29 protein-coding genes are annotated in these 23,222 nt (G+C 64.6%); 16 read left to right on the top strand and 13 right to left on the bottom strand.

Going from position 1 to position 23,222, the window contains the following annotated elements; translation table 11 throughout:
- Positions 1–31 precede the first annotated feature (31 nt).
- The 3 genes from coaBC to ACSSV4_RS08485 all read right to left on the bottom strand — a co-directional run bounded on the left by coaBC (position 32) and on the right by ACSSV4_RS08485 (position 2,936).
- Positions 32–1,225, bottom strand: coding sequence for a bifunctional phosphopantothenoylcysteine decarboxylase/phosphopantothenate--cysteine ligase CoaBC (gene coaBC / locus ACSSV4_RS08495; RefSeq protein WP_454274690.1), 1,194 nt, complete (start codon positions 1,223–1,225; stop codon positions 32–34).
- A gap of 65 nt (positions 1,226–1,290) precedes the next feature.
- Entirely contained in the window at positions 1,291–2,061 is a 771-nt protein-coding gene (locus tag ACSSV4_RS08490) for a ChaN family lipoprotein (protein ID WP_454274688.1), read from the bottom strand.
- Positions 2,058–2,936, bottom strand: coding sequence for an RNA polymerase factor sigma-32 (locus tag ACSSV4_RS08485; RefSeq protein WP_454274687.1), 879 nt, complete (start codon positions 2,934–2,936; stop codon positions 2,058–2,060). Before ACSSV4_RS08485 ends, ACSSV4_RS08490 begins: the two co-directional genes overlap by 4 nt.
- A 108-nt stretch (positions 2,937–3,044) precedes the next feature.
- On the opposite strand from ACSSV4_RS08485, the gene cobU reads away from it, so the two are divergent.
- A complete protein-coding gene (gene cobU / locus ACSSV4_RS08480) occupies positions 3,045–3,566 on the top strand; it encodes a bifunctional adenosylcobinamide kinase/adenosylcobinamide-phosphate guanylyltransferase (protein WP_454274685.1) in 522 nt (173 codons plus the stop codon).
- Positions 3,563–4,135 carry a histidine phosphatase family protein gene (locus ACSSV4_RS08475; RefSeq protein ID WP_454274684.1) on the top strand — a complete coding sequence of 191 codons (573 nt, stop codon included), beginning with the start codon at positions 3,563–3,565 and terminating at the stop codon, positions 4,133–4,135. The genes cobU and ACSSV4_RS08475 overlap by 4 nt, the downstream gene beginning before the upstream one ends.
- A gap of 76 nt (positions 4,136–4,211) precedes the next feature.
- Here the strand turns inward: ACSSV4_RS08475 and ACSSV4_RS08470 are convergent, their stop codons facing one another.
- The 8 genes from ACSSV4_RS08470 to ACSSV4_RS08435 all read right to left on the bottom strand — a co-directional run bounded on the left by ACSSV4_RS08470 (position 4,212) and on the right by ACSSV4_RS08435 (position 10,812).
- Positions 4,212–4,880, bottom strand: a complete 669-nt coding sequence (locus tag ACSSV4_RS08470; RefSeq protein WP_454274682.1) for a cupin domain-containing protein — start codon at positions 4,878–4,880, stop codon at positions 4,212–4,214.
- 42 nt (positions 4,881–4,922) lie between these two features.
- A complete protein-coding gene (locus ACSSV4_RS08465) occupies positions 4,923–5,963 on the bottom strand; it encodes a fatty acid desaturase (protein ID WP_454274680.1) in 1,041 nt (346 codons plus the stop codon).
- 184 nt (positions 5,964–6,147) lie between these two features.
- Positions 6,148–6,999, bottom strand: a complete 852-nt coding sequence (locus tag ACSSV4_RS08460; RefSeq protein WP_454274678.1) for a cytochrome c1 — start codon at positions 6,997–6,999, stop codon at positions 6,148–6,150.
- A 10-nt stretch (positions 7,000–7,009) separates the two neighbouring features.
- Positions 7,010–8,332: a cytochrome b gene (gene petB / locus ACSSV4_RS08455; RefSeq protein WP_454274676.1), complete on the bottom strand. Its 1,323-nt coding sequence runs from the start codon at positions 8,330–8,332 to the stop codon at positions 7,010–7,012.
- Positions 8,333–8,344: 12 nt separating this feature from the next.
- The gene (gene petA, locus ACSSV4_RS08450) at positions 8,345–8,908 is read right to left on the bottom strand and encodes a ubiquinol-cytochrome c reductase iron-sulfur subunit (RefSeq protein WP_454274674.1); all 564 of its coding nucleotides are present in this window, start codon (positions 8,906–8,908) and stop codon (positions 8,345–8,347) included.
- A gap of 179 nt (positions 8,909–9,087) precedes the next feature.
- Positions 9,088–9,696 (bottom strand): glutathione S-transferase, encoded by a 609-nt coding sequence (locus tag ACSSV4_RS08445; protein ID WP_454274672.1) that lies wholly within the window; start codon positions 9,694–9,696, stop codon positions 9,088–9,090.
- Positions 9,697–9,853: 157 nt separating this feature from the next.
- A complete protein-coding gene (locus ACSSV4_RS08440) occupies positions 9,854–10,243 on the bottom strand; it encodes an META domain-containing protein (RefSeq protein WP_454274671.1) in 390 nt (129 codons plus the stop codon).
- A gap of 5 nt (positions 10,244–10,248) precedes the next feature.
- Positions 10,249–10,812: a TetR/AcrR family transcriptional regulator gene (locus tag ACSSV4_RS08435; RefSeq protein ID WP_454274669.1), complete on the bottom strand. Its 564-nt coding sequence runs from the start codon at positions 10,810–10,812 to the stop codon at positions 10,249–10,251.
- A 147-nt stretch (positions 10,813–10,959) separates the two neighbouring features.
- Between ACSSV4_RS08435 and phnC the strand changes: the two genes are divergently transcribed.
- The 5 genes from phnC to ACSSV4_RS08410 all read left to right on the top strand — a co-directional run bounded on the left by phnC (position 10,960) and on the right by ACSSV4_RS08410 (position 15,768).
- Entirely contained in the window at positions 10,960–11,784 is an 825-nt protein-coding gene (phnC, locus tag ACSSV4_RS08430) for a phosphonate ABC transporter ATP-binding protein (protein WP_454274668.1), read from the top strand.
- 68 nt (positions 11,785–11,852) lie between these two features.
- Positions 11,853–12,758, top strand: coding sequence for a phosphonate ABC transporter substrate-binding protein (phnD, locus tag ACSSV4_RS08425; protein WP_454274666.1), 906 nt, complete (start codon positions 11,853–11,855; stop codon positions 12,756–12,758).
- Positions 12,759–12,830: 72 nt separating this feature from the next.
- The gene (gene phnE, locus ACSSV4_RS08420; protein ID WP_454274664.1) at positions 12,831–13,703 is read left to right on the top strand and encodes a phosphonate ABC transporter, permease protein PhnE; all 873 of its coding nucleotides are present in this window, start codon (positions 12,831–12,833) and stop codon (positions 13,701–13,703) included.
- A gap of 4 nt (positions 13,704–13,707) precedes the next feature.
- On the top strand, positions 13,708–15,045 hold the full coding sequence (gene phnE / locus ACSSV4_RS08415) for a phosphonate ABC transporter, permease protein PhnE (RefSeq protein ID WP_454274662.1): 1,338 nt from the start codon (positions 13,708–13,710) through the stop codon (positions 15,043–15,045).
- A 105-nt stretch (positions 15,046–15,150) separates the two neighbouring features.
- On the top strand, positions 15,151–15,768 hold the full coding sequence (locus ACSSV4_RS08410) for a chloramphenicol acetyltransferase (protein WP_454274660.1): 618 nt from the start codon (positions 15,151–15,153) through the stop codon (positions 15,766–15,768).
- Positions 15,769–15,890: 122 nt separating this feature from the next.
- On the opposite strand, the gene phnF is transcribed toward ACSSV4_RS08410, so the two are convergent.
- Entirely contained in the window at positions 15,891–16,610 is a 720-nt protein-coding gene (gene phnF, locus ACSSV4_RS08405; protein WP_454274658.1) for a phosphonate metabolism transcriptional regulator PhnF, read from the bottom strand.
- A 102-nt stretch (positions 16,611–16,712) separates the two neighbouring features.
- On the opposite strand from phnF, the gene phnG reads away from it, so the two are divergent.
- From phnG to phnN, 9 genes are read left to right on the top strand one after another with little or no spacing between them, the layout of a single operon-like run.
- The gene (phnG, locus tag ACSSV4_RS08400; protein WP_454274656.1) at positions 16,713–17,156 is read left to right on the top strand and encodes a phosphonate C-P lyase system protein PhnG; all 444 of its coding nucleotides are present in this window, start codon (positions 16,713–16,715) and stop codon (positions 17,154–17,156) included.
- Positions 17,156–17,725 carry a phosphonate C-P lyase system protein PhnH gene (gene phnH, locus ACSSV4_RS08395; protein ID WP_454274654.1) on the top strand — a complete coding sequence of 190 codons (570 nt, stop codon included), beginning with the start codon at positions 17,156–17,158 and terminating at the stop codon, positions 17,723–17,725. Before phnG ends, phnH begins: the two co-directional genes overlap by 1 nt.
- Positions 17,726–18,814, top strand: coding sequence for a carbon-phosphorus lyase complex subunit PhnI (locus tag ACSSV4_RS08390; RefSeq protein WP_454274652.1), 1,089 nt, complete (start codon positions 17,726–17,728; stop codon positions 18,812–18,814).
- Positions 18,811–19,068: a hypothetical protein gene (locus ACSSV4_RS08385; RefSeq protein WP_454274650.1), complete on the top strand. Its 258-nt coding sequence runs from the start codon at positions 18,811–18,813 to the stop codon at positions 19,066–19,068. Before ACSSV4_RS08390 ends, ACSSV4_RS08385 begins: the two co-directional genes overlap by 4 nt.
- Positions 19,065–19,667: an HAD family hydrolase gene (locus ACSSV4_RS08380; RefSeq protein WP_454274648.1), complete on the top strand. Its 603-nt coding sequence runs from the start codon at positions 19,065–19,067 to the stop codon at positions 19,665–19,667. Before ACSSV4_RS08385 ends, ACSSV4_RS08380 begins: the two co-directional genes overlap by 4 nt.
- On the top strand, positions 19,664–20,533 hold the full coding sequence (locus ACSSV4_RS08375; protein ID WP_454274646.1) for an alpha-D-ribose 1-methylphosphonate 5-phosphate C-P-lyase PhnJ: 870 nt from the start codon (positions 19,664–19,666) through the stop codon (positions 20,531–20,533). The genes ACSSV4_RS08380 and ACSSV4_RS08375 overlap by 4 nt, the downstream gene beginning before the upstream one ends.
- Complete coding sequence (gene phnK, locus ACSSV4_RS08370; protein WP_454274644.1) at positions 20,530–21,300, top strand: phosphonate C-P lyase system protein PhnK; 771 nt, start codon at positions 20,530–20,532, stop codon at positions 21,298–21,300. Before ACSSV4_RS08375 ends, phnK begins: the two co-directional genes overlap by 4 nt.
- Before the next feature lie 21 nt (positions 21,301–21,321).
- Entirely contained in the window at positions 21,322–22,005 is a 684-nt protein-coding gene (gene phnL / locus ACSSV4_RS08365; protein ID WP_454274642.1) for a phosphonate C-P lyase system protein PhnL, read from the top strand.
- On the top strand, positions 22,002–22,550 hold the full coding sequence (gene phnN / locus ACSSV4_RS08360) for a phosphonate metabolism protein/1,5-bisphosphokinase (PRPP-forming) PhnN (RefSeq protein WP_454274640.1): 549 nt from the start codon (positions 22,002–22,004) through the stop codon (positions 22,548–22,550). The genes phnL and phnN overlap by 4 nt, the downstream gene beginning before the upstream one ends.
- On the opposite strand, the gene ACSSV4_RS08355 is transcribed toward phnN, so the two are convergent.
- Positions 22,532–23,218, bottom strand: coding sequence for a DUF1045 domain-containing protein (locus tag ACSSV4_RS08355; RefSeq protein ID WP_454274638.1), 687 nt, complete (start codon positions 23,216–23,218; stop codon positions 22,532–22,534). The genes phnN and ACSSV4_RS08355 overlap by 19 nt on opposite strands.
- Between the last annotated feature and the right edge of the window lie 4 nt (positions 23,219–23,222).

The raw sequence follows: 23,222 nt of genomic DNA, 5'->3' as shown, positions 1-23,222 counted from the left end.
TCTCTTCATCTTGCCAAAAAATCCAAAACCCTCAGGCCAGCGCCTGCGCGATCCGCCCGGCAAGTTGTCGCGCCACCTGATCCTTGCCCATGCGCGGCCAGCTTTCCGCGCCCTCTTCGGTGATAAGCGTCACGGCATTCTCGGCCCCGCCCATGATTCCCGTCCCGGCGCTCACGTCATTGGCGACAATCCAGTCACAGCCCTTGCGCGTCCGCTTGGCGGTAGCATGGGCGATCACCTCATGCGTCTCGGCGGCAAAGCCCACCACCAGCGGCGGCCGTCCCTCGGCCATTCGGCTTACCGTCGCCAGAATGTCCGGGTTCTCGGTGAAGTCCAGCACTGGCAGCCCGCCGTCGGTCTTCTTCATCTTGCGGTCACTTGGCTGCGCGGTCCGCCAATCGGCCACGGCGGCGGCGAAGACGGCGGCATCGGCGGGCAGCGCACCCTCGACCGCCGCCAGCATCTCGCGCGCGGTCTCGACGCGGATCACCTCGACGCCTTCGGGGGGCGGCACGGTGGCGGGGCCGGTGACGAACACCACCTCGGCCCCGAGGGCCGCCAGCGCCCGCGCAATCGCCGTGCCCTGCGCCCCCGAGGATCGGTTAGCGATATAGCGCACCGGGTCGATGGGCTCATGCGTCGGGCCGGAGGTGACCAGCACACGCCGCCCGCGCAACGGGCCATCGGCGAGCGCCGCCTCGATGGCTGCCAGAATTTCGGGCACCTCGGCCATGCGACCGGGGCCGTGCTCGCCGCAGGCCATGTCGCCCTCGTTCGGGCCGACAAAACCGATACCGTCGGCCGCAAGCGTCGCGGTATTGCGTTGCGTCGCCGCGTGCTGCCACATCCGCACGTTCATGGCCGGGGCCAGCAGCACCGGTGTGTCGGTGGCCAACAGCAGCGTCGAGGCCAGATCATCCGCATGACCCTGCGCCATTTTCGCCATCAGATCGGCGGTCGCCGGGGCCACCACAATGAGATCGGCGGAGCGGCTGAGTTCGATATGCCCCATCTCGGCCTCGGCGGTCAGATCGAAAAGGTCCGAGGACACCTTGCGGCCTGCCAGCGCCGAGACCGACAAAGGCGTGACGAACTCGGTGCCTGCCCGGGTCAGCACCGGCGTCACCTCGGCGCCGCGCTCGCGCAGTCGCCGGATGAGGTCGAGCGACTTGAACGCCGCGATGCCGCCACCGATGATCAGAAGAATGCGTTTCGAGATGAGCATGGACGTTCCTTCCAGGGCCGCGCTGACAGTAGGGCGGGCATGGCGCGCGTGCAAGGGCGGGGCCGCTATTGAAACGCTGCGCAGGGATCGGGCCGCGGGGCGGCGGGGTCGGATATGACCGCATCGAAACCGCCCTCCAGAGGGCGACCATCCTCGGTCTGCCCCAGCACCCAGACATCGAGATCCGGCGCCACCTCGGCCAGAACCGCTGGCACGCCCCAGTCGCGGCGCGCGTGGCCATTGCCGGTGATCACCGCGACCGGCCCCCCGGTTTCGTCCATGGCGCGCAGAACCGCCCGCGCCAGCACCGCATCGCGCAGCCGTTGCACGGCAACCATGCCGGGCAGCATTTTCTCGGGCAGCGCGTCACAATGTGCCTCCATCTGCATTTCCTCGCGCGTCGCCTGCTCGACCGGGTCGAGATCGCGCTCCAGCCCGTAGCGCGCGGCACCGGGCCCGAACCCCTCTGCCGGGGTGCCGTCAAACACCGCGCGGGCGGCGTCACGCGGCACCATCGCGCCATGGATCGCGGCCTCAGGCGCGGCGGTGAAGATCGGATGGTACATGCTGAAATCGGGCCAACCGCTCTCGGCCCACTCAAGGGCCTCTGCCAACGCCCCGGCATCGCCCCTCAATTCGGGCGTTACCCGCGCGGCCTGCTCTTCGGTCAGCATCTCGAAAACGATGGCGGCGGGTTGCAACCGCGCCACTTGCTCCGCCTGCTCGGCATGATGGGCGCGATTGTCATGAACCTCGCCCAGGATCGCCACATCCTGCGCCGCCACCGGGGCGGCGACGCATAGCGCGACTGTCAGGGAAAGGGCGCGCAGTCTCATGCGAGCAGGTTTTGCACCTCGCCCCCGTGTTTTTCAAGATGCTTGCGCATTTTCTGAAACGCCGCCGCCTCAAGCTGACGCACACGTTCCTTGGACAGGTTCAATTCCTCCCCGAGGCTTTCCAGCGTGCGTGGCGCATCGCGCAGCTTGCGCTCGCGGACAATGAACCGCTCCCGCTCATTGAGACGCGCCATTGCATCGCCGAGCCAGTCGCGCAACGCCTGCAGATCGTGATCCTTCTCAACCAACTCATCGCCGCGCGCGCCCTCGTCCTCGATCGTGTCGATCCACTCGCGCCCCTCATCCTCCGAGGATTGCGTCGCGTTGAGCGAGAAATCCGAACCCGAGAGGCGCCCCTCCATCATCTCCACATCGCGCAATGGCACGCCCACCTCATGCGCGATCATCTCTCGCAGTTGCCAGCCGTCAAGCTCCTCGCCATTGGCCATCGCCTCGCGCTCGATCCGCGCCTGAACCCGGCGCATATTGAAGAAGAGCGATTTTTGCGAGGAGGTGGAGCCGGTGCGCACCATCGACCAGTTGCGCATCACGTAATCCTGAATGCTGGCCTTGATCCACCAGACCGCATAGGTCGAGAACCGCACGCCGCGGTCCGGGTCGAATTTGTCGGCGGCCTTCATCAGGCCTAGCCCAGCCTCCTGAATGAGGTCGTTCATCGGTGCGCCGTAGCGGCGGAACTTGGACGCCATAGAAATCGCCAAGCGCATATAGGCGTTGATCAAGCGGTGCAATGCCGCCTCGTCGCGGTGGTCGCGCCAGGCATAGGCGAGCGCGAGTTCGGTTTCCGCGTCCAGCATTTCCGCTTTCATCGCGGTGCGGGACATGTTGCTTTGCTGCGGTGCATCGAGTGGCATTGTGTTCCCCTGTCATGCATCTGGTGCCAAAGTGCTCTTTCTGAGCATTTCACGGGGTGCTACGACACAAGATGTGAACCGGATCAAAATAAACAAGGTTTGAGAGTCATGTTGCAGCCGCTGACCCTGGTGCTCGGAGGGGCTGCCTCCGGAAAATCGGCCTATGCCGAGGGGATCGTCTGCGCGTCAGGCCGACCCCGCATCTATCTCGCCACGGCGGAAGCCCATGACGACGAGATGCGCGCCAAACTCGACCGGCACCGCGCCCAGCGCGGCCCCGACTGGCGCACCATCGAGGCTCCGCGCGACCTCGGCCCGACGCTTGGGCAGGCTGGACCGGGTGATGTCGTCCTGCTCGATTGCGCAACGATGTGGCTCTCCAATCACCTGCTGGCCGAGAGTGATCTTTCGCAGGCCGAGGCGGCGCTCTTTGATGCGCTCGACACCTGCGCCGCACCGGTCGTGCTGGTCTCGAACGAGGTCGGGCTCTCGGTGGTGCCCGACAACGCCCTCGCCCGCCGCTTCCAGAACGCCCAAGGCGCGCTCAACCAGCACCTTGCCGCGCGCGCGGGGCTGGTGATCAACGTGATCGCGGGGCTGCCGCAGGTGCTGAAGGGGACACTGCCGTGAGCCGCGTTTTCTGGGTACGGCACGGTCCGACACATGCCAAATCCATGGTCGGCTGGTCCGACCTTCCAGCCGACCTGAGCGATACCGCACGGCTTGCCCGGCTCTCGGCGCATCTGCCAGAGGGCGCGCTTGTGGTCTCGTCCGATCTCATCCGTGCACGTGCCACGGCCGATGCCATCGCCGGGCCACGCCTGCGCCTTGCCGACGAGTGTGACCTGCGGGAAATCCATTTCGGTGACTGGGAATTGCAGGGGTTTGACACGATCCCCGACCAGACCCGCCTGCGCGCCTTCTGGGAACATCCGGGCGATGTCCGCCCGTCCGGCGGCGAAAGCTGGCACGAGGTTTCGGCTCGCGTCTCGCGTGCGGTGGCTCGGCTGCGCGCGACCCATCCGGGGCGCGATATCGTCGCGGTGGCGCATATGGGTGCGATCCTCACGCAAGTGCAGGCGGCGCTCGGGATCACCGCCTACGACGCCTTCGCGCACCGCATCGACAACCTCTCGGTAACCGAACTGCACTGGTTGGACGGCGGCTGGCAGTCGAGGGGCATCAATCACTGCCCGTGAGGCGTGTGGTCTTTTGCTGCCATTGATCGCTATGCCCATGCGCGGCGCAGGTCACCGACCGCAACAGGCTCAAACCTCAGGCGGCGACCTGATCCAGCAAATGCCCGGTCTTCGCGTAAATCAGACAGCCCTCATCTGAGAAGGGCGCATGTTCCGAAAGGTGCGGGCTGCGCAACCAAGTGCCTGCCGGATAGTCGCCGTGCTCGTCCTGAAACGTCCCCTCCAGCACGAAAATCTCTTCGCCGCCCCAATGGCGATGCCTGTCGAACCGGGTGCCGGGAGCCCAACGCACAAGCGCCACGTTCTCGTTCACAGCCGAATGCAGCGGCAGCACGCGCAAACCCTCGACATGACCGGGCCGAAACTCGGCCTCATTCGTGTCGATATGGAACTGATCGGTATCCGAAGGGTCGAACTGATGCAGCTTTACCAGGATGGTGCAGCCCTCGCGCGTATGCGGCTTGTGCCGCGTACCGATGGGATTGCGCACATAGGTGCCCGCCGGATAGTCCCCCGACTCGTCCGAGAACACCCCGTCAAGCACCAGGTATTCCTCACCACCGCCATGGCTATGTGCATCGAACCAGGAATCGGGCGCAAACCGCACGATGGTCGTGGCACGCGCCAGCTCTTCGCCAATCCGGTCGAGCATCATGCGCTCCACCCCGCCCGCAGGCGATGGCACCCACGTGTAATCCTCAGGACGGATCACGACCCGTTTCGAGAAATCGGCATTGATACGCATGACTGTCCTCCTCACAGGCACCTAAGCGCCGGGCGGGCGAATTCAAGCGGCGTCGATATTGGCCCGTGCCTCGGCAAAAGACAACAACCGGCGTGCCTTTTCGTCCCATAGGTGTAGCCGGGCATTGGCGAGGCTCTCGCGGATCGTCATCCGGTTGATCTGCGCGAGATGAGCGTGATCGCGCAGCACCTCGGGCAGGCGGTAAAACGGGATCCGGCTGTTGACGTGATGGACGTGGTGAATGCCGATATTGGCACTCAGCCATTGCAGCCAGCCGGGCAGCACATAATGCGAACTGCCCTCCAGGGCGGCATCGTGCAATTGCCAGTTTTCCTCGGCCTCCCAGTGGGTGCTCTCGAACTGGTGCTGCACGTAAAACAGCCAAACTCCCGCCGTCGCCGCCAGTACGGTCGAGGGCAGGAAGATCAGCAGGATCGGCATCAGCCCGCCGAACCAGCCGACAAGCGCGAGCACCGTCAACAGCACGGCATTGGTGGCCATGGCGCTGACCCAATACCGCGCGCGGCCCATGAAGCCGAGCGGTAGCCGGTTCTCCAGCAGGAAGATGTAGCCCGGCCCCAGCCCGAACAACACCACCGGGTTGCGGTAGAGCCGGTACTTCAGACGCTGGAACGGCGTGAGGTCCGCATATTCCGCCACCGTCAGGGTGTGGATATCGCCGATTCCACGCCGCCCCAGGTTGCCCGAGGAACTGTGATGGATCGAATGCGAATGTCGCCAGACATCATAGGGCGTCAGCGTCACCACGCCCAGCGCGCGCCCGAGCCAGTCGTTGAGCGTCCGGCTCTTGAAAAAGGCTCCATGACCGCAATCATGCTGGATCGCGAACAGGCGCAACAGGAACGGAGCCACGCAGACCGCCAGCACAAGGCTCAGCGCATAACTGACCGACAGCGCCCACCAGGCCAGTCCCCAGAGCACGAGGAACGGAACAAGCGTGACGGCCAGCTCGAAGGCGGCACGGGGGGAACTCGGCTCACGGTACTTTGCGAGGAGCTGCGCCCATTCCCTGCCGGCCCGTGTATCGGGCTGTGGCAGGACGGGATTGGAATGATCGGGCATGTGCCTGCTTTTTTGGTATCGTTGGCGAACTGCATAGAGGATTGGCGAAGGTTTGCAAATGCTGCGTTGCTCACTACCCTGCGCTATTTGACCACGGCGGGTCCTCTGCGGCCCCCCGCGTCATGCCAAAGCCCCGCAGACCAAGCCTGCGGGGCTTTGGATTTCACTTTGGACGGCGGCCCGGTCAGCTCTTCTTCTTGCCCTTGATGGGGGCCCAGATCCGCTTGTTGGTGAGATAGAGCAGCACCGACAGCACGGTCAGGAAGATCACCCCAGACAGGCCCGCATGCTTGCGCGCCATCATCTTTGGCTCCGCCGTCCACATCAGGAAAGCGGCGACATCCTTGGATTGCTGTTCCAGCGTTGCCTCGGTGCCGTCATCATATTCGACATCGTCGCCCCAGAGCGGCTGCGCCATCGCGATCCAGCTGCCGGGCACGGTCGGGTGACCGTGCTCGTCCTTGCATTCCTCGGGATAGCCGCCGGCGGTAAAGGCGACGTTATAGCTGCCCTCGAAATCCTCCGGCGCACATTCCGGCGGATCCTCATAACCGACCATCAACGAGTAGATGTATTCCGCCCCGCCCATGCCGTTGAAAAGCTGGCTGAGCCCGGTACCGTATGGTCCGTGGAACCCGGCGCGCTTTTTCGCCATCAGCGACAGGTCGGGTGCGTTTTCCAGTTGCGACATCGGGAAATGATCGGTCGGTTTCGCGGGCCGGAAATCGTCGAGTTCCTCGTCATAGACCTCGAACTGCTCGGCATAGGCGCGCATCTGATCAGCGGGCAGGTGCGGCCCGCCCTCATCTGCGAGCGTGCGCAGCGGCACGTATTGCAGACCGTGGCAGGCCGAACAGACCTGCGTATAGACCTTGAGGCCACGCTGAAGCTGGTTCTGGTCGAACTTGCCGAACGGCCCCTCGAAGGAAAAGTCGACATCCTCGATATGCGCCTCTCCCCCGGCAGCCAACGCGCCACCGGCCGAAAGGGACAGCGCCACGAGGGCCGCAATGCCTGTTTTCTTGAACATTGTCATCCGTCCTTTCTTATTCGGCGGGCGTTTCGGCCTTGCCATAATGCGCATCGAAATCCTCTTCGATGGTGGCAGGCTGCGCCTCGGGTTTCTCGATCACGCCAAGCAGCGGCAGGATCACCAGGAAGTAGGCGAACCAGTAGGCCGACCCGATCAGCGAGATGGTGGAATAGGGCGGCTCTGCTGGCATCGCCCCGGCCCACATCAGGACCACGAAGTCGATGCAGAGCAGCCAGAACCACCATTTGAACATCGGCCGATAGCGGCCTGAGCGTACCGATGAGGTATCGAGCCATGGCGCCAGCGCCATCACCGCAATTGCGCCGAACATTGCCAGCACGCCGAAGAACTTGGCGTCGATGATCCCGCCGGTAATCCAGCTTGCGAACATCACCACCCACACGTCGGAGGTAAAGGCGCGCAGGATCGCGTAGAACGGCAGGAAGTACCATTCCGGCACGATATGTGCGGGCGTCACCAGCGCATCGGCCTCGATATAGTTGTCGGGGTGGCCGAGATAGTTGGGCATGAAGCCGACGATCGCGAAAAACACGACCATGATCACGGCGAGCGCGAACAGATCCTTGATCACGAAATAGGGCCAGAACGGCAGCGTGTCCTTTTCGGCATCCGCCTTGGAGGTACGGCGCACTTCAACGCCTGTGGGGTTGTTGTTGCCTGTGGTGTGGAAGGCCCAGATATGCACCGCCACCAGCGCCGCGATCACGAAGGGCAACAGGTAATGCAACGAGAAGAAGCGGTTGAGCGTGGCATTGTCCACCGCCGGTCCGCCCAGAAGCCAAGTCTGGATCGCTTCGCCGACAAAGGGAATGGCACCAAAGAGGCCGGTGATCACCGTGGCCCCCCAGAACGACATCTGCCCCCAGGGCAGAACGTAGCCCATGAAGGCTGTCCCCATCATCATCAGGTAGATCAGCATGCCGATGATCCACGTGACCTCGCGCGGGGCCTTGTACGATCCGTAGTAGAGACCGCGGAAGATGTGCAGGTAGACCGCGACAAAGAACAATGACGCGCCATTCATGTGAAGGTAGCGGATGAAATGCCCGCCATTCACGTTGCGCATGATATGCTCGACCGAGGCGAAGGCCATGTCGACATGCGGTGTGTAATGCATCGCGAGGATGATGCCGGTGACGATCTGCAACACGAGGCAGAAGGTCAGGACAATTCCCCAGATCCACATCCAGCTGAGGTTCTTGGGGGTGGGAATCATGATGGTGTCATAAAGCAGCCCGACGATGGGCAGGCGTGTGTGAAGCCACTTTTCGCCACCCGACTTGGGCTCGTAATGATCATGTGGAATACCGGACATGTGCGCGTTTCCTTATCCCAATTTGATTGTCGTGTCGTCCGTGAACTCGGCGACAGGAATGTGCAAATTCTCGGGCGCGGGGCCTTTGCGGATCCGACCAGCGCTATCATAGTGCGAGCCGTGGCAGGGGCAGAACCAGCCTCCGAAATCCCCGGCGCCGTCGCCAATCGGTACGCAGCCCAGATGGGTGCAGACGCCGATCTCGACCAGCCATTCTCCCGCCTCATCAAGTGTGCGGTTCTCATCAATGGCAGGTGCGTCGCCGGGAATGTTGGGATTGCGCGCGATCTTGTCGGGCAGTTCGCTCAATTCAACCTGACGGGCCGCCTCGATTTCCTTTTCCGTACGGCGACGGATGAAGACCGGCTTGCCCAAATACTTGACGCTGATCTGCGTGCCGGGCTCGACCCCGCCCACATCGACGCGGATTGAGGACAGGGCCTGCACATCCGCTGACGGGTTCATCTGGTTGACCAGCGGCCAGACGGCCGCCCCTGCGGTGACGGCACCCGCTCCGGCGGTGGCGTAGTAGAGGAAATCCCTCCGGGTGCCTTCGTGATCTTCTGCGTGGGACACGAGGTTTACTCCATTATATCAGAGCCGCTTACGGCCTCATACGGTGTTCGGGCCACAGGATTCCCGCGACCGCTCTGCCCGGCTATTTAGCGGGGGTTTCTCCACCCGTCCAGCCTCCATTGCCGGAAGAAGCAGTCAGAGCGCGCATCTGTCGCGCTTGTTACCTCGCAAGCAATGGGTTACGCGACCTCCGGCGCGGTCAGCGCCATGCTCTCGCGACCGCAAAACCCGGCATACCAGGCCTCCAGTGCCGGTCGCCCGGTGCGCCATCCGCGCGCCGCGTGGCGGAAATCGAGATAGCCCAGTGCGCAACCCATGGCGATGTGGCTCATGTCGAGCGGTCCGGCCAGGTGGCTCATCCAGCGCGCCTCGACCGCGTCGAGCGCCCTGGCGACCTTGGCCCATTGCGCCTCGACCCAAGGGGCATATTGCATATCCTCGGGGCGAAAGCGCGCCTCATAGGTCATCAGCACGGCGGCATCCATGATCCCCTCGGCGGTGGCCTCCAGCGTCAGCACCTCCCAGAGCCGCGCCTGCGGGTAAAGCCCGGCCCTCGCCATGTCATCGAGATAGCGGGTGATCACCCGGCTGTCATAGAGCGTGGATTCTCTCTCGCGGATCAAGGCCGGGATCTTGCCCAGCGGATTGGCCGATATGGCGCGCGGATCGGTCTCCAGCGGGGTGGTGGCCAGGTTTACGACCTCGACGCGGTCAGAAAGCCCGGTCTCGAGCAGCACGACGCGCACCTTGCGCACGAACGGAGAAAGCGGAGAGGCAATGAGTTGCATGGATGGGTTCCTGTGAATGTTTCAGGTCAGACGCTATGTGTACTCGGACGGGCTGTAAAGCAGGGTTGGCCTGGAGATGGCGTGCGCCTCTGCCACCCATGCGCGGATCATCCCTGAAACCGCCGATTTCCGCTTCAGTCCCTTCATCGCGCGCTGCCTACTCTGCCGCCCGAAACACCATCTCGCGGCCCGCCTCGTTGGTCAGGAGCAGCGTATCGCCCGCGACTTCGACCAGCGTCATCGCTGCGAGGGTGCGCAGGTAACGGGTTTCAGCCTCTAGATCGGGGCAGGTGCGCTTGGTGGTGCCGAGCGCTTCGGCGCGGAACCAGGGATAGGGCAAGGTCTGCGCGCCGGAATAGCGGTTGCAGGGGGCCTCTCCCGCAAGGCTGCCTTCCTGAGGAAAGCTTAGCGTCACGCGGGCAGTAAATGGCGTGCCGTCGATGCTGTGCAGCACCCATGTGGCCCCGCCCCCGCCATGGCCCGAGATCGTCTCGTCCTTGCAATAGCCAAGGATGGACATGGCGATGAGCAGGAGTGCGGAGCGCATCCACCTTACCTGAGCGCGAGGATCAGATCGACCAGCGAGCCGATGGCGGTGGCCGCCGTCTCGCAGGCACTCTCCTGCAAGCTCTGCAGGCCCTGCATGCCGGTGGCCGAGGCATAGAGGATGCGCGCCATTTCAGGGTTGCCGATGCCGCAGGCCGCCAGAAGATCGTGCAGCCGGGCAAGGCGGATATCATCCACGCCCGCCACCACGCGGGCCGCCAATGCATTGCCCTGCGCCCACGCACGAATCGCGGGCTCGGAGCGCAGCGCGGGGCTGTCGCTCGTCGCGCTGTCGGCGATGGTCTGGGCGGTGGCGCGCAGGCGGGCAGTGGCAGTGGCGCCTTGCGCGTCGAGCAGGGCCGCCTCTGCCTCGGTCTGCCAGAGCGCCAGAAGCGCGGCCTGAAAGCCCGGCACGTCATTGAAATGCCAGTAGAACGAGCCCTTTGTCGCCCCGACGCGGCGCGCCAGAGGCTCCGCGCCAAGGGTGCCGGGCCCACCCTCGCACAAGGCTGTGAGGCCGGTCAGCAGCCAGTCGTCACGGGTGAGGCGGGGGCGGCGTCGTGCGATCATGACCAAGGTTTACGCCCGCTGCCGCACTGCCGCAAGGGTTGCGAATGCCACGCCGCGTCAAGTGAGCGTCAAGAAACTTTTACCAAACCGTCGCAAACTCTTTGAGTTCGCGGCGTAGGTGGGGCGCAAACCAAGGGGGCATCATTCGTGCTGAGCATCGACGCGCTGACCAAGACATTTGGCCGCAACACCGCAGTGGACAAGGTGACATTTACCGTCGCGAAACCGGCGATGATCGGGATCATCGGGCGGTCCGGGGCGGGCAAATCCACCTTGCTGCGGATGATCAACCGGCTGACCGATGCGTCCTCGGGCCAGATCATGTTCGAAGGGCGCGACGTGACCGCGCTCCGGGGCAAGGAAAAGCGCGCCTGGCAGTCGCAATGCGCGATGATCTTTCAACAATTCAACCTCGTGCCGCGGATGGATGTGGTGTCGAACGTGCTGCATGGCACGCTCAACCGCCGCTCGGTGCTGGCGACGATGTTCAACCTCTATCCCGATGCGGACATTCACCGCGCCATCGAGATTCTCGACCGGCTGGGCATCGCCGATCATGCGCCTAAACGTGCCGAGGCGCTCTCGGGCGGGCAGCAGCAACGGGTGGCCATTGCCCGCGCGCTGATGCAGGACCCCAAGATCGTGCTGGCGGACGAGCCGATTGCCAGCCTCGACCCGATGAATGCGCAACTTGTGATGGATGACCTGCGCCGCATCCACGAAGAGGACGGGCGCACGGTGATCGCCAACCTGCACACGCTCGATACCGCGCGGCGCTATTGCGACCGGGTGATCGGGATGCTGCATGGCCGCGTGGTGTTTGACGGCACGCCGGAGCAACTCACCACCGGCGTGGCGCGCGACATTTACGGGGCCGATGCGAGCTTTTCCGAGGAAAGCACATCGACCTCCATCGAAACGCTGGACCGGGGCACCTTGCGCGCGCTGCGCGAAGCCGAGGCCGCGGTCTGACGACCCCCTGGCCCGCCGGGGGGTGGCGGGCCGACAACCCAAGACAATCCAACCGGAGAGAGACACACATGACCAAACTGTTTGCTGCCATCGTGGCCACTACCGCTCTCGTCAGCCCCGCGCTGGCGCAGGACAAGATCGAAGAATTCCGCATCGGCGTGCTGGGCGGCGAGAACGCGCAGGACCGTATGGCCTCGAACGAGTGCTACCGCGCGGCTGCCGAAGACCTGCTCGGCGTGCCGGTCAAGCTGTTCACCCCCGCCGATTATGATGGCGTGATCCAGGGTCTGCTGGGCGGCACGCTCGATATGGCGTGGCTCGGGGCCTCGGCCTATGCCAAGACCTACCTGACCGATCCCGACGCCGTCGAGCCGGTCATGGTCAAGACCAACATGGACAAGTCCTACGGCTATTACTCGGTGGGCTTTGCCCGCAAAGACAGCGGCATCACCTCGCTCGACGACATGGAAGGCAAGACCTTCGGCTTCGGCGATCCGAACTCCACCTCGGGCTACCTGATCCCCTCGATCGAGATCCCGACGCATAGCGACGAGATCACCATGGCATCGGGCGAGTATTTCGGTGAGGTCAAGTTCACCGGCGGTCACGAGCAGACCATCGTCGCGGTCGCCAATGGCGATATCGACGCGGGCGTGACCTGGGCCGACGGCATGGGTGCGTGGGAAGACGGTTACAACTCCGGCGCACTGCGCAAGGCTGCCGATGCGGGCCTCGTGGACATGAACCAGATCGTCGAGATCTGGAAGTCGAAGCCGATCCCCGAAGGCCCGATCGTTCTGCGCAAGGCGCTGCCCGAGCGCGTCAAGCTGGACATCACCACGCTCACCGCGTCGCTGCCCTATATGGACGCCGATTGCGCCTATAACTTCATGGCCGGTGAAGCGCTCGGCTTCCAGCCGATCAACCACGATGCGTATCTGTCGATCATCGAGGCGCGCAAGTCCAAGATGTAAGCCGTCAGGGCTGACATTCGGGCCGGGCCTGCCATGTGCGCAGGCCCGGCCGCATTTGACGGGGGACGGGGCATGAGCGATCTGACGGCAGGGCGGGCGGGCGCGGCACGGGTGCACGACGTGCAATCCGCCTATATGGCGATGACCCGGCGCAAGCGGCTTTACGGCAGCGTGATGCTGATCGTGTTCATCGCGCTGATGGTCTCGGGCTTTCAGGTGGCCGACGGGCGCAACGCGGGCGGATTCTGGGACGGGATCGGCAATATATTCCAGTTCCCCGGCGAGGTACTGGCCGAGGCAAGCGAGAAGATCGCCAATCTGCCCGGCCTGATGTGGAAATTCCTGCCCTCGCTGATTGAGACGATCAACATCGCGGCGGCGGCCACCCTTCTGGGAGCGATGCTTGCGGTTCTGATCTCGCTCTTGTCGACACGGGGCCTTGCGAAATGGCCGCGCCTGATCGGGGTGTTTCGCCGGGTGATGGATATCCTGCGCGCGGTGCCCGAAATCGTGATTGCGCTGGTGCTGATCTTCATCCTTGGCGGGGGGCCGGTGCCCGCGATGATCGCCATCGCGCTGCATACCGTCGGCGCGCTGGGCAAGCTCTTTTCCGAGGTGAACGAGAACGCGAGCCTCAAGCCCGTCGAGGGCCTGCATTCGGTCGGCGCCACATGGGGACAGCGGATGTGGCTCGGCGTGATCCCGCAGGTCGCCCCCAATTACCTCAGCTACGCGCTGCTGCGCTTCGAGATCAACATCCGCGCCTCGGCGATCCTCGGCTTCGTCGGTTCGGGCGGCATCGGCTATGACCTCAAGAACGCCTTCAGCTGGGGCCAGGGTCGCTATGACGAGGTGGCGGCGATCTTCCTGCTGCTGTTCGGGACCATCGTCTTTTTCGACCAACTGTCGAGCCGCTACCGCAACAAGCTGATCGGGGGAGAGTGAGACCATGACCATGGCAAGCGATGCAGGCTTTGACGCCTCCGGGTTCTTTCGGCGCAAGCGGTGGATGGCCTTTGGTATCCCGACGGTGATCCTCGCCTATTTCGTCTATATCTTCTTTGCTTTCGACATTCCGGGGCTGACGGATCGCGCGCGGATGGACAACGCGCGTATCCTTGTGGCCGACAGCTACAGCTACAAGACCCGTGTCACCCGCGACAACCGCACTGGTGATCTGAGCATCGCGGTCGAGGGTGAGAACAAGGGCACATGGCCTGAGGGGCGCAGTCCCGATTGGGTGAGCGTCGAGAGTGAGGATCGCACGCGCGTGGCGCTGAAACACGGGCACGAGGTGCTGATCGGCGGCAACACGCTGCGCTATGACGTGCCGGGTTATGGGCTGATCACGGCCGAGGTGTCGCGGCGCGAGGGCGTGGTGCTTGACCTGCCCACCGACACGGTGCCGGACTGGATCAGCGCAAGCAGCGCGCGCGTCGATATCACCACCGAGGGTGGCCGCGTGACACTCACCAAGGCGCGCACCGAGGTGATGCGCTATGCCTTCGGCTGGGAGCTGTTCTGGTTCACCCTCGACAGCCCGTTCTACGGCAAGAGCTTTGGCGAGTTGGCGGGGCTGGTCGTTTCGGGCGACCGCGTCGTCGAGGGCAAGAGCAACCTTGCTGCCATCATCCACGACATCTGGAACAACAAGATGTGGCAGCACAAGGATGTGATGTGGGCGATCTTCGAGACCATCCTGATGGCCTTTCTCGGCACCATGGGCGCGGCCATCGTGGCGCTGCCACTGGCCTTTGCGGCGGCGCGCAATTTCTCGCCGCTGATGGCGGTGCGCGCCATGGTGCGGCGGGTTTTCGATTTCGTGCGAGGTGTTGATGCGCTGATCTGGACGATCATCCTCGCCCGTGCCTTCGGCCCCGGCCCGCTCACGGGTGCGCTGGCGATCCTGCTGACCGATACCGGCACCTTCGGCAAGCTCTTCTCCGAGGCGCTGGAAAATGTCGACAAGCGCGAGATCGAAGGCGTGCAATCCACCGGTGCCAGGCCGCTGCAACGCTACCGCTTCGGGGTCATCCCGCAGATCACCCCGATCCTGCTGAGCCAACTGCTCTATTACCTCGAATCCAACACCCGCAGCGCCACCATCATCGGCGCGATCACCGGCGGCGGCATCGGCCTGCTGCTGACCCAGGCGATGATCACGCAAAAGGACTGGGAAGAGGTGAGCTATTACATCATTCTCATCCTGACCATGGTGATGGTGATGGACACGGTATCGGGCTGGCTGCGGCGCAAACTCATCATGTCGGATGACAGTGGGCATTGAGGCTGCGGATTTGAGTATTTGAGCCATAAAGAAACCGAGGGTCTTGCGTTTCTTTATGGCAAAAACACTCGCGCCGCAGGCATTCATCTCTTGGGGGGGAAAGACATGCCGAGATTGCACACCGACGGGGCGGTGATCCACCCCGACTGCGAGATAACCGATTGCGAGTTCGGTGCCTATACCGAGGTCGGACGCGGCAGCCGTCTCGCGCATGTGGCGATGGGAGATTATTCCTATTGCGACCGGGCCTGCGATCTGGCCAATGCCGAGATCGGGCGATTTGCCAACCTTGCCAGCTACGTGCGGGTGGGGGCCACGGATCATCCGCTGGATCGGGCGTCCCTGCATCACTTCCTCTATCGCTCGTCCTCCTATTGGGAGGATGCCGAGGACGATGTGGCCTGGTTCGACAAGCGCCGCACGAGGGTGGCGCGGATCGGGCATGACACCTGGATCGGGCATAACGCGCAGGTGAAACCGGAGGTGACGGTGGCCCATGGCGCGGTGGTGGCGGCGGGCGCCGTGGTGACACGCGATGTGGCCCCTTACATGATCGTGGCAGGCATGCCCGCCAAGCCGCTGCGCGCGCGACTGCCCCCCGATCTTGCTGAGCGGATGATGGCGCTGGCGTGGTGGGACTGGGATCATGCGCAGCTGCGCGACAACCTCGGGGATTTCCGCGCGCTCACAGCCGAGGCGTTTCTGGAAAAACATGGCGGCTAGGCAAAAAGGCGGCCACGAGGGCCGCCTTGCAGATGCTGAAATCGCGTGGGGTGAAAGGGCAGCTTCAATATGGGGCGGGCTTAACCGGTTCGTGTGACAGTGCCATGACGCGGCGCAGATTTTCAGGGATCGGAGAGCGTCAGCGTGATCCGGTCGCCCGCGAACCATGTGCGCCCGTATTCGATGGGGTGGCCGTCGGGGTCAATGTTCACCGCCGTTGTGCGAAGGATCGGCGCGCCGGGGTTCAGATGCAGATGCAGCGCCTGGGTGGGGCTGGCGAGTTTCGCGGTCAGCCGGGTCGAGGCGCGGGTGTAATCCGCGATCCCCTGTTCGCGCAGCGCCTCGGTCACGGATGTGAGGCGGCGCAGCGCCTGCGGCAGATCCGGGAACCGCGCGGCTGGAAACGTGCTGCGGAAGGTGGCGACCGGCATACCATCGGCCAGCGACAGCCCGTCATAGACATGCACCTGCGCGCCGGGGGCAAGGCAGAGCGCCTCGGCCTCGGCGGCATCTGCCGCGCGTGTCTCGAGGGCCAGGATTTTCTTGGCCGGCAGGCGACCGGCGGCGCGCAGGTTCTGGTGAAAGCGCACCCGCGTGCCGATCGGGTAATCGGTCGGGCGATGCGAGACAAAGGCCCCGGCCCCGCGCCGGGTAAAGATCACCCCGGCCTCGGAGAGTTCGCCAAGCGCGCGGCGCACGGTGTGGCGGTTGACGCCGAAGCGGCTGGCAAGCGCCGCCTCGGTCGGCAGCTTGTCGCCGGGCGCGTAGCGCGCTGCGGCGATATCCGCGCTCAGGCTGTCATGGATCGCGCGCCACAGCGCATCGGGTTTGTCTCGGGTCATGTCATGGAAAATTCACGGGCTGCGGCCTTGTTTGAAGCCGGGGATTCAGGTATTGATTTGTCTAGTTGTATAGCAATACCGACAAATCCGCAAGGTGTCTGCATGATCGAAAATTCAGAGCGGAAGGCATGGATGGGCCTGCTGGCGCGTGCGCCTGCCGGGGAGCTGAACAGGCTGTGGTCCGAGGCCGGGCTGACCCCCGATTACGCCCATCTGCGCCCGCCCGAGGTGGGTGGCGTCATGGTGCGCGGTCGCGCAGGGGCCACAGGCGCGCCGTTCAATCTGGGCGAGATGACGGTGACCCGCTGCGCAGTGCGGCTGCCCGATGGGACCGTCGGGCACGGCTATGTGCAGGGGCGTGGCAAGACCCATGCGACGGAGGCGGCGTTGATTGATGCACTGATGCAGGGGGGTGCGGCCGAGACCCTGCGCGCGGCGATCCTGTCGCCGCTGCAAGAGGCAGAGGACGCCCGCCGCACCGCCCGCGCCGCCCGTGCTGCGGCCACCAAGGTGGATTTCTTTACCATGATGCGGGGAGAGGATTGATGCAGGCAGATACCCTGAGCGGCGGATTTGCGGCCCCCCCGGTCGATGCGGCCCATGCCTTTCGCGCGGTGATGCGCGTGATGGCCCGGCCCGGGACGATTGAGGCGGTAACGGGGGCCACGCCGCCCACCCCCCTGTCGGTCGCGGCGGGCACGGTGCTGCTCACGCTGTGCGACCCGGAGACGCCGGTCCATCTGGCGGGCGAAGCCGATTGTCAGAGCGTCCGCGACTGGATCACCTTTCATACCGGCACGCCGCTGGTGGAACGGGCAGAGGCGATGTTCGCGCTCGGCAGGTGGGAGGCGCTCATGCCATTCGACGACTTCGCGCGGGGCACGTCCGAGTATCCCGACCGTTCGGCCACGCTGATCGTCGAGATGGACCGGCTGGAGGCCACCGGCGCGCGACTGACCGGCCCGGGGATCGCAGACACGGCCGCGCTCTCGCTGCCCGAGGTAACGGCGTTTCAGGCCAATGCGAGGGCCTTCCCGCTCGGCCTCGATTTCCTCTTCACCTGTGGCGACCGTATCGCGGCCCTGCCGCGCAGCACCCGCGTGGAGGGCCAATAGATGTATGTCGCAGTCAAAGGCGGTGAGCGCGCCATCGACAACGCCCATGCCTGGCTCGCCGAGGAGCGGCGCGGCGATACCGCCGTGGCGGAGCTGAGCGTCGCGCAGATCCGTGAGCAACTGAGCCTTGCCGTCAACCGAGTCATGGCAGAGGGGTCGCTCTATGATCCAGATCTTGCCGCGCTTGCCATCAAGCAGGCGCGTGGCGATCTGATCGAGGCGATTTTCCTGATACGCGCCTATCGCACCACGCTGCCGCGTTTCGGGGCCTCGCATCCGGTCGAGACCGCCGTGATGCGCTGCAACCGGCGCATCTCGGCCACGTTCAAGGACGCGCCGGGCGGGCAGGTGCTGGGGCCGACTTTCGATTACACGCACCGCCTGCTCGATTTCAAGCTGGCCGCCGAGGGTGAAACACCGCAAGCCCCCGAGGCCCCGCCACAGCCCGGACCGACGCCGCATATCATGGGCTATCTCAACCGCGAGGGGTTGATCGAGGCGGAGGTGCCGAATGAGGCGACCCCGCCGGACCTAACCCGCAAGCCCATGGAACTGCCCGCCGACCGCGCGCTGCGCCTGCAGGCGCTGACGCGGGGCGATGAGGGATTCATCCTCTCGCTCGCCTACTCGACGCAGCGCGGCTATGCCCGCAACCACGCCTTTGTCGGCGAATTGCGGATCGGGGCCGTGGCGGTGGAGATGGACATTCCCGAACTGGGCTTTGCCATCGAGTTGGGCGAGATCATCCTCACCGAATGCGAAACGGTCAACCAGTTCAAGGGGTCGAAAACCGAGCCGCCGCAGTTCACCCGGGGCTATGGCCTCGTCTTTGGTCAGACCGAGCGCAAGGCCATAGCCATGGCGCTGGTCGACCGTGCGCTGCGCTGGAAAGAGCTGGGTGAGGAGGATCAGGGGGCGCCCGCGCAGGACGAGGAATTCGTGCTGATGCATGCCGACAACATTCAGGCGACGGGCTTTCTGGAACATATCAAACTGCCGCATTACGTCGATTTCCAGTCCGAATTGGAACTGGTGCGCAAACTCCGCCGCGAGGCCGAGGGCGCAGCCCACCGGGAGGCGGCGGAATGAGTATTTATGGAACGATGAACATGGGCGCGTCAGCCTTTCGGCGGCGTGTCGTCATCTTGCCGGTAGAGACCGGGAAAAAGTTGTCTGCGGATGATAAACAGAAGAATGCCAATCAGGATCGGAATGATCCAAGCGAATTCCGCAAGCTCTCCGCCGTGGCGAAAGTAATTGTATCGGAACAGGGAAATCATACTCATGGCAAAGACATAGCCGTTTCCCCGTTTGCTTGGCAAGACGGTGGGGTCCGCCCATGACCCTCATTGTCTTTGACATCGGCAATGTCCTCCTCCGCTGGGACCCGCAGGCGGCCTTTCGCCATGCCATCGGCAGCGACGCCGAGATTGACGCGGTGCTGCATGAGGTAGGATTCTACGACTGGAACTATGAGCAGGACCGGGGCCGTAGCCGCGCCGACGCGGTGGCAGCGATTGCCGCAAACTGGCCGCAACATGCCGATCTCATGGACGGCTATTTCGACCGCTTCGGCCTGACCATCCAGAACCGCATCCAAGGGTCATGGGACATCGCCACCACGCTCAAGGATAGCGGTTACCGCCTCTGGGCGCTCACCAATTTCTCGGCCGATACCTGGCCGCAGGCGCTGGACCTGCATCCCGATCTGCCCGCGCTTTTCGAGGGCATCGTCGTGTCGGGGCGCGAGCGCATGGTCAAACCCGACCGCGAGATTTTCGATCTCCTCTGCGCCCGCGCCAATGCCGCACCCGAGGCGTGTTATTTCATCGACGACAGCGCCGACAATGTGGTCGGGGCCCGCGCCGCAGGCTGGCAGGCGCATCACTTCAACGGGCCCGAGGGCCTGCACGCCGACATGCGCAACCGGGGGCTTTTATGACCGATTACAACTTTGCTTATCTCGATGAGCAGACCAAGCGCATGATCCGCCGTGCCATTCTCAAGGCGCTGGCGATCCCCGGCTATCAGGTGCCCTTTGCCAGCCGCGAAATGCCGATGCCCTATGGCTGGGGCACGGGCGGCGTGCAGGTCTCTGCCGCCTGTCTCACGCCCACTGACACGCTCAAGGTGATCGACCAGGGTGCCGATGACACCACCAACGCGGTCTCGATCCGCAAATTCTTCGAGAAAACCGCGCAGGTTGCCACCACCGAGGAAACCGCCCGCGCCAGCCTGATCCAGACCCGCCACCGCATCCCCGAAGAACCGCTGACCGAGGATCAGATCCTCGTCTATCAGGTGCCGATCCCCGAACCGCTGCGGTTTCTCGAACCCTCCGAGGTCGAAACCCGCAAGATGCACAGCCTTGAGGAATATGGCCTCATGCATGTGAAACTCTATGAGGACATCAGCCAGCATGGCGCGATTGCCACCGCCTATGCCTATCCGGTCAAGGTCGAGGGGCGCTATGTGATGGATCCCTCCCCGATCCCCAAATTCGACAACCCGAAACTCAGCATGGCCGCGATCCAGCTTTTCGGCGCGGGGCGCGAACAGCGCATCTATGCCCTGCCCCCCTATACCCAGGTCGTCAGTCTGGATTTCGAAGATCACCCGTTTCAGGCAAGCAAGGCCGATCACGATTGCGACCTCTGCGGGGCCGCCGACAGCTATCTCGACGAGGTGATCACGGATGACGCGGGCGGGCGCATGTTCGTCTGCTCCGACACCGATTATTGCCGCGCGCGCCGCGCGGCGGGCCATATCGGCGCCCAGGGCGCCCCCTATGAAGAGGCCACAGCATGACCCCCCTCTTGCAGGTTCACGATCTTGCCAAGTTCTACGGCCCCCGCCGCGGCTGCGAGGGCGTCAGCTTTGATCTTTACCCCGGCGAGGTGATGGGCATCGTGGGCGAGAGCGGATCGGGCAAATCCACGCTCCTGTCCTGCCTTGCCGGGCATCTGCCCCCAGACCGGGGCGAAGTCATTTTTGACACCCGCGGCCACGGCCCCCGCGACACGCTCACCATGTCCGAACCCGAACGGCGGATGCTCATGCGCACGGATTGGGCCTTTGTGCATCAACACGCCCGCGACGGGCTGCGCATGGGGGTTTCGGCGGGCGGCAATGTGGGCGAACGCCTGATGGCCGTGGGCGCGCGGCATTACGGCGATATCCGCGATCAGGCGATCGACTGGCTCGGACGGGTCGAGATCGCCGCCGACCGCGTCGATGACAAACCACAGGCGTTTTCGGGCGGCATGCAGCAGCGTCTGCAAATCGCCCGCAACCTCGTGACCGGCCCGCGCCTTGTGTTCATGGACGAACCCACCGGCGGGCTCGATGTCAGTGTTCAGGCGCGGCTCTTGGACCTGTTGCGCGGCTTGGTGCGCGAGATGGGCCTCTCGGCCATTATCGTCACGCATGATCTGGCGGTGGTGCGCCTCTTGGCGGATCGGCTGATGGTGATGAAGGATGGCCGCGTGGTCGAGCACGGGCTGACCGATCAGGTGCTTGATGATCCGCAACACGGCTACACGCAATTGCTCGTCTCCAGCGTGTTGCAGGTCTGACCGATGAAAGGGACGCATGCCATGATCGAGATCGAAAACCTGAGCAAGAGCTTTACCCTGCACAATCAGGGCGGCGCGATCATCCCGGTGATGGCGGGGGCGCATCTGCGCGTGGCGCGCGGTGAATGCGTGGCCCTCACCGGCAGTTCGGGCGCGGGCAAATCCACCCTGATGCGGATGATCTACGGCAATTACCGCGCCAGCGCGGGCCGGATCATGGTGGGCGAGACCGACATCGCCCAAGCTGCGCCGCGCGAGATCATCCAGCTCCGGCGAGACACGCTCGGCTATGTCAGCCAGTTCCTGCGCGTCGTGCCGCGCGTGCCGACGCGCGAGGTGGTGGCCGAGCCGCTGCTGACCCTTGGTGTGGCGCGGGCAGAGGCCATTGCGCGCGCCGAGGCGCTGCTTTCGCGGCTCAACATCCCTCAGGCGCTGTGGTCGCTGAGCCCCACGACCTTTTCGGGTGGCGAGCAGCAGCGGGTGAACATCGCGCGCGGCTTTGCCCACGCCTTTCCCGCGCTTCTGCTCGATGAGCCGACAGCCAGCCTCGATGCCGCCAATCGCGAGGTGGTTCTGACCCTGATCGAGGAGGCCAAGGCGCGCGGGGCGGCGATCATCGGCATCTTTCACGACGAGACCGCGCGCGCCCGGGTCTGCGACCGCGCTGTCGATGTGGGCGCATTTGCCCCGGGGCGGGCGGCATGAAACAAAGCCGTCTCATCGCCGTGGTCGGCCCCTCGGGCGTGGGCAAGGACACGCTGATGCGCGCCATGGTTGCCGAACGCCCCGGCTTGCGCCGCGTGCGCCGGGTCATCACCCGGCCCGCCGACGATGGCGGCGAGGGGCATGAGCCGGTGACCGAGGCCGAGTTCGAGGCGCGCCGCAAGGAGGGTGGCTTTGCCCTCGACTGGCGCGCGCATGGGCTGCGCTACGGGGTGCCGGTGGGTATCTGCATGGATCTCGGCGCGGGGCGGGACCTGCTGGTCAACCTGTCGCGCGGGGTGCTGGCGCAGGCACAGGCGCGCTATCCGCGCCTGATCGTGCTGCATCTGACGGCGGCACCCGAGGTGCTGGCCGCGCGCCTGGCCACACGCGGGCGCGAAGATGCAGGCGATATCGCCGAGCGACTGGAGGGCGTGGACATGGCCTTGCCCGACGGGGATTGGCCCGTGGTGACGCTCGACACCGATGCCCCTGTCGGGCGGCTGGCCAAGCGGGCGGTCAAGCTGGTCTACGGAGTCAAGACATGACGCGCGATCAGGTGAAACCGGCCTTGCGCGTCCTCGCCCATCAACGACAGCGCGTCGATGGGGAAGGGGCGCGGCAGGAGCGGCAGGAATTGCGCTGCGAGGATATCACGCAGCGCGGGCAATTCGGAGTTGGGCCGCTTGCCGGTGAGGGTGATGTGAAAGCGAAAGCCCTCCATCACATGCGGATAGCCCCATTCCATGAGCCGCGCCTCCTGATCAGGGCTCAGCACGCCCGCGCGGCGGCGGGCCAGTTCCGCTGCCGAGAGCGGGGCACGAAACGGCTCGAACGCGCGCACGGTCTGGGCGGCAAGCGCATCGAGCGCGGTGGTGTCCCCCTCGGGCATCAGCGCCAGAAACCGGCCAAGCGCGGTGACGGTGAGGCCGTCGAGCAGGACCGGCCGCGCCTGCGCGCAGAACCGCGCAAAGGCATCGCGCAAAGCTGCCTCGTCCTGCCCCTCGGCCAGCCGGAACGGCGGTTTCATCGTGGCATGCAGCCCGTACTTGCGTGGGGCCTCGGTGATCTCAGCCACCCGTGCGGGCAGGCCTGTCACCTCGGGATGCGCGACCTCGGCGCCCCGCGCCGCATCCCATCCGAGCCAACTCGTGCCGAACTCCGAAAACGCCCCCTCGGGCGGCGTATAATAGACAGCGTAGCGGGTGAAGTGCATGGGC

The organism is Roseovarius sp. MBR-154, assembly GCF_053628595.1.
The sequence above is the reverse complement of the archived record's forward strand: the minus strand, read 5'-3'. Positions and strand labels throughout refer to the sequence as shown.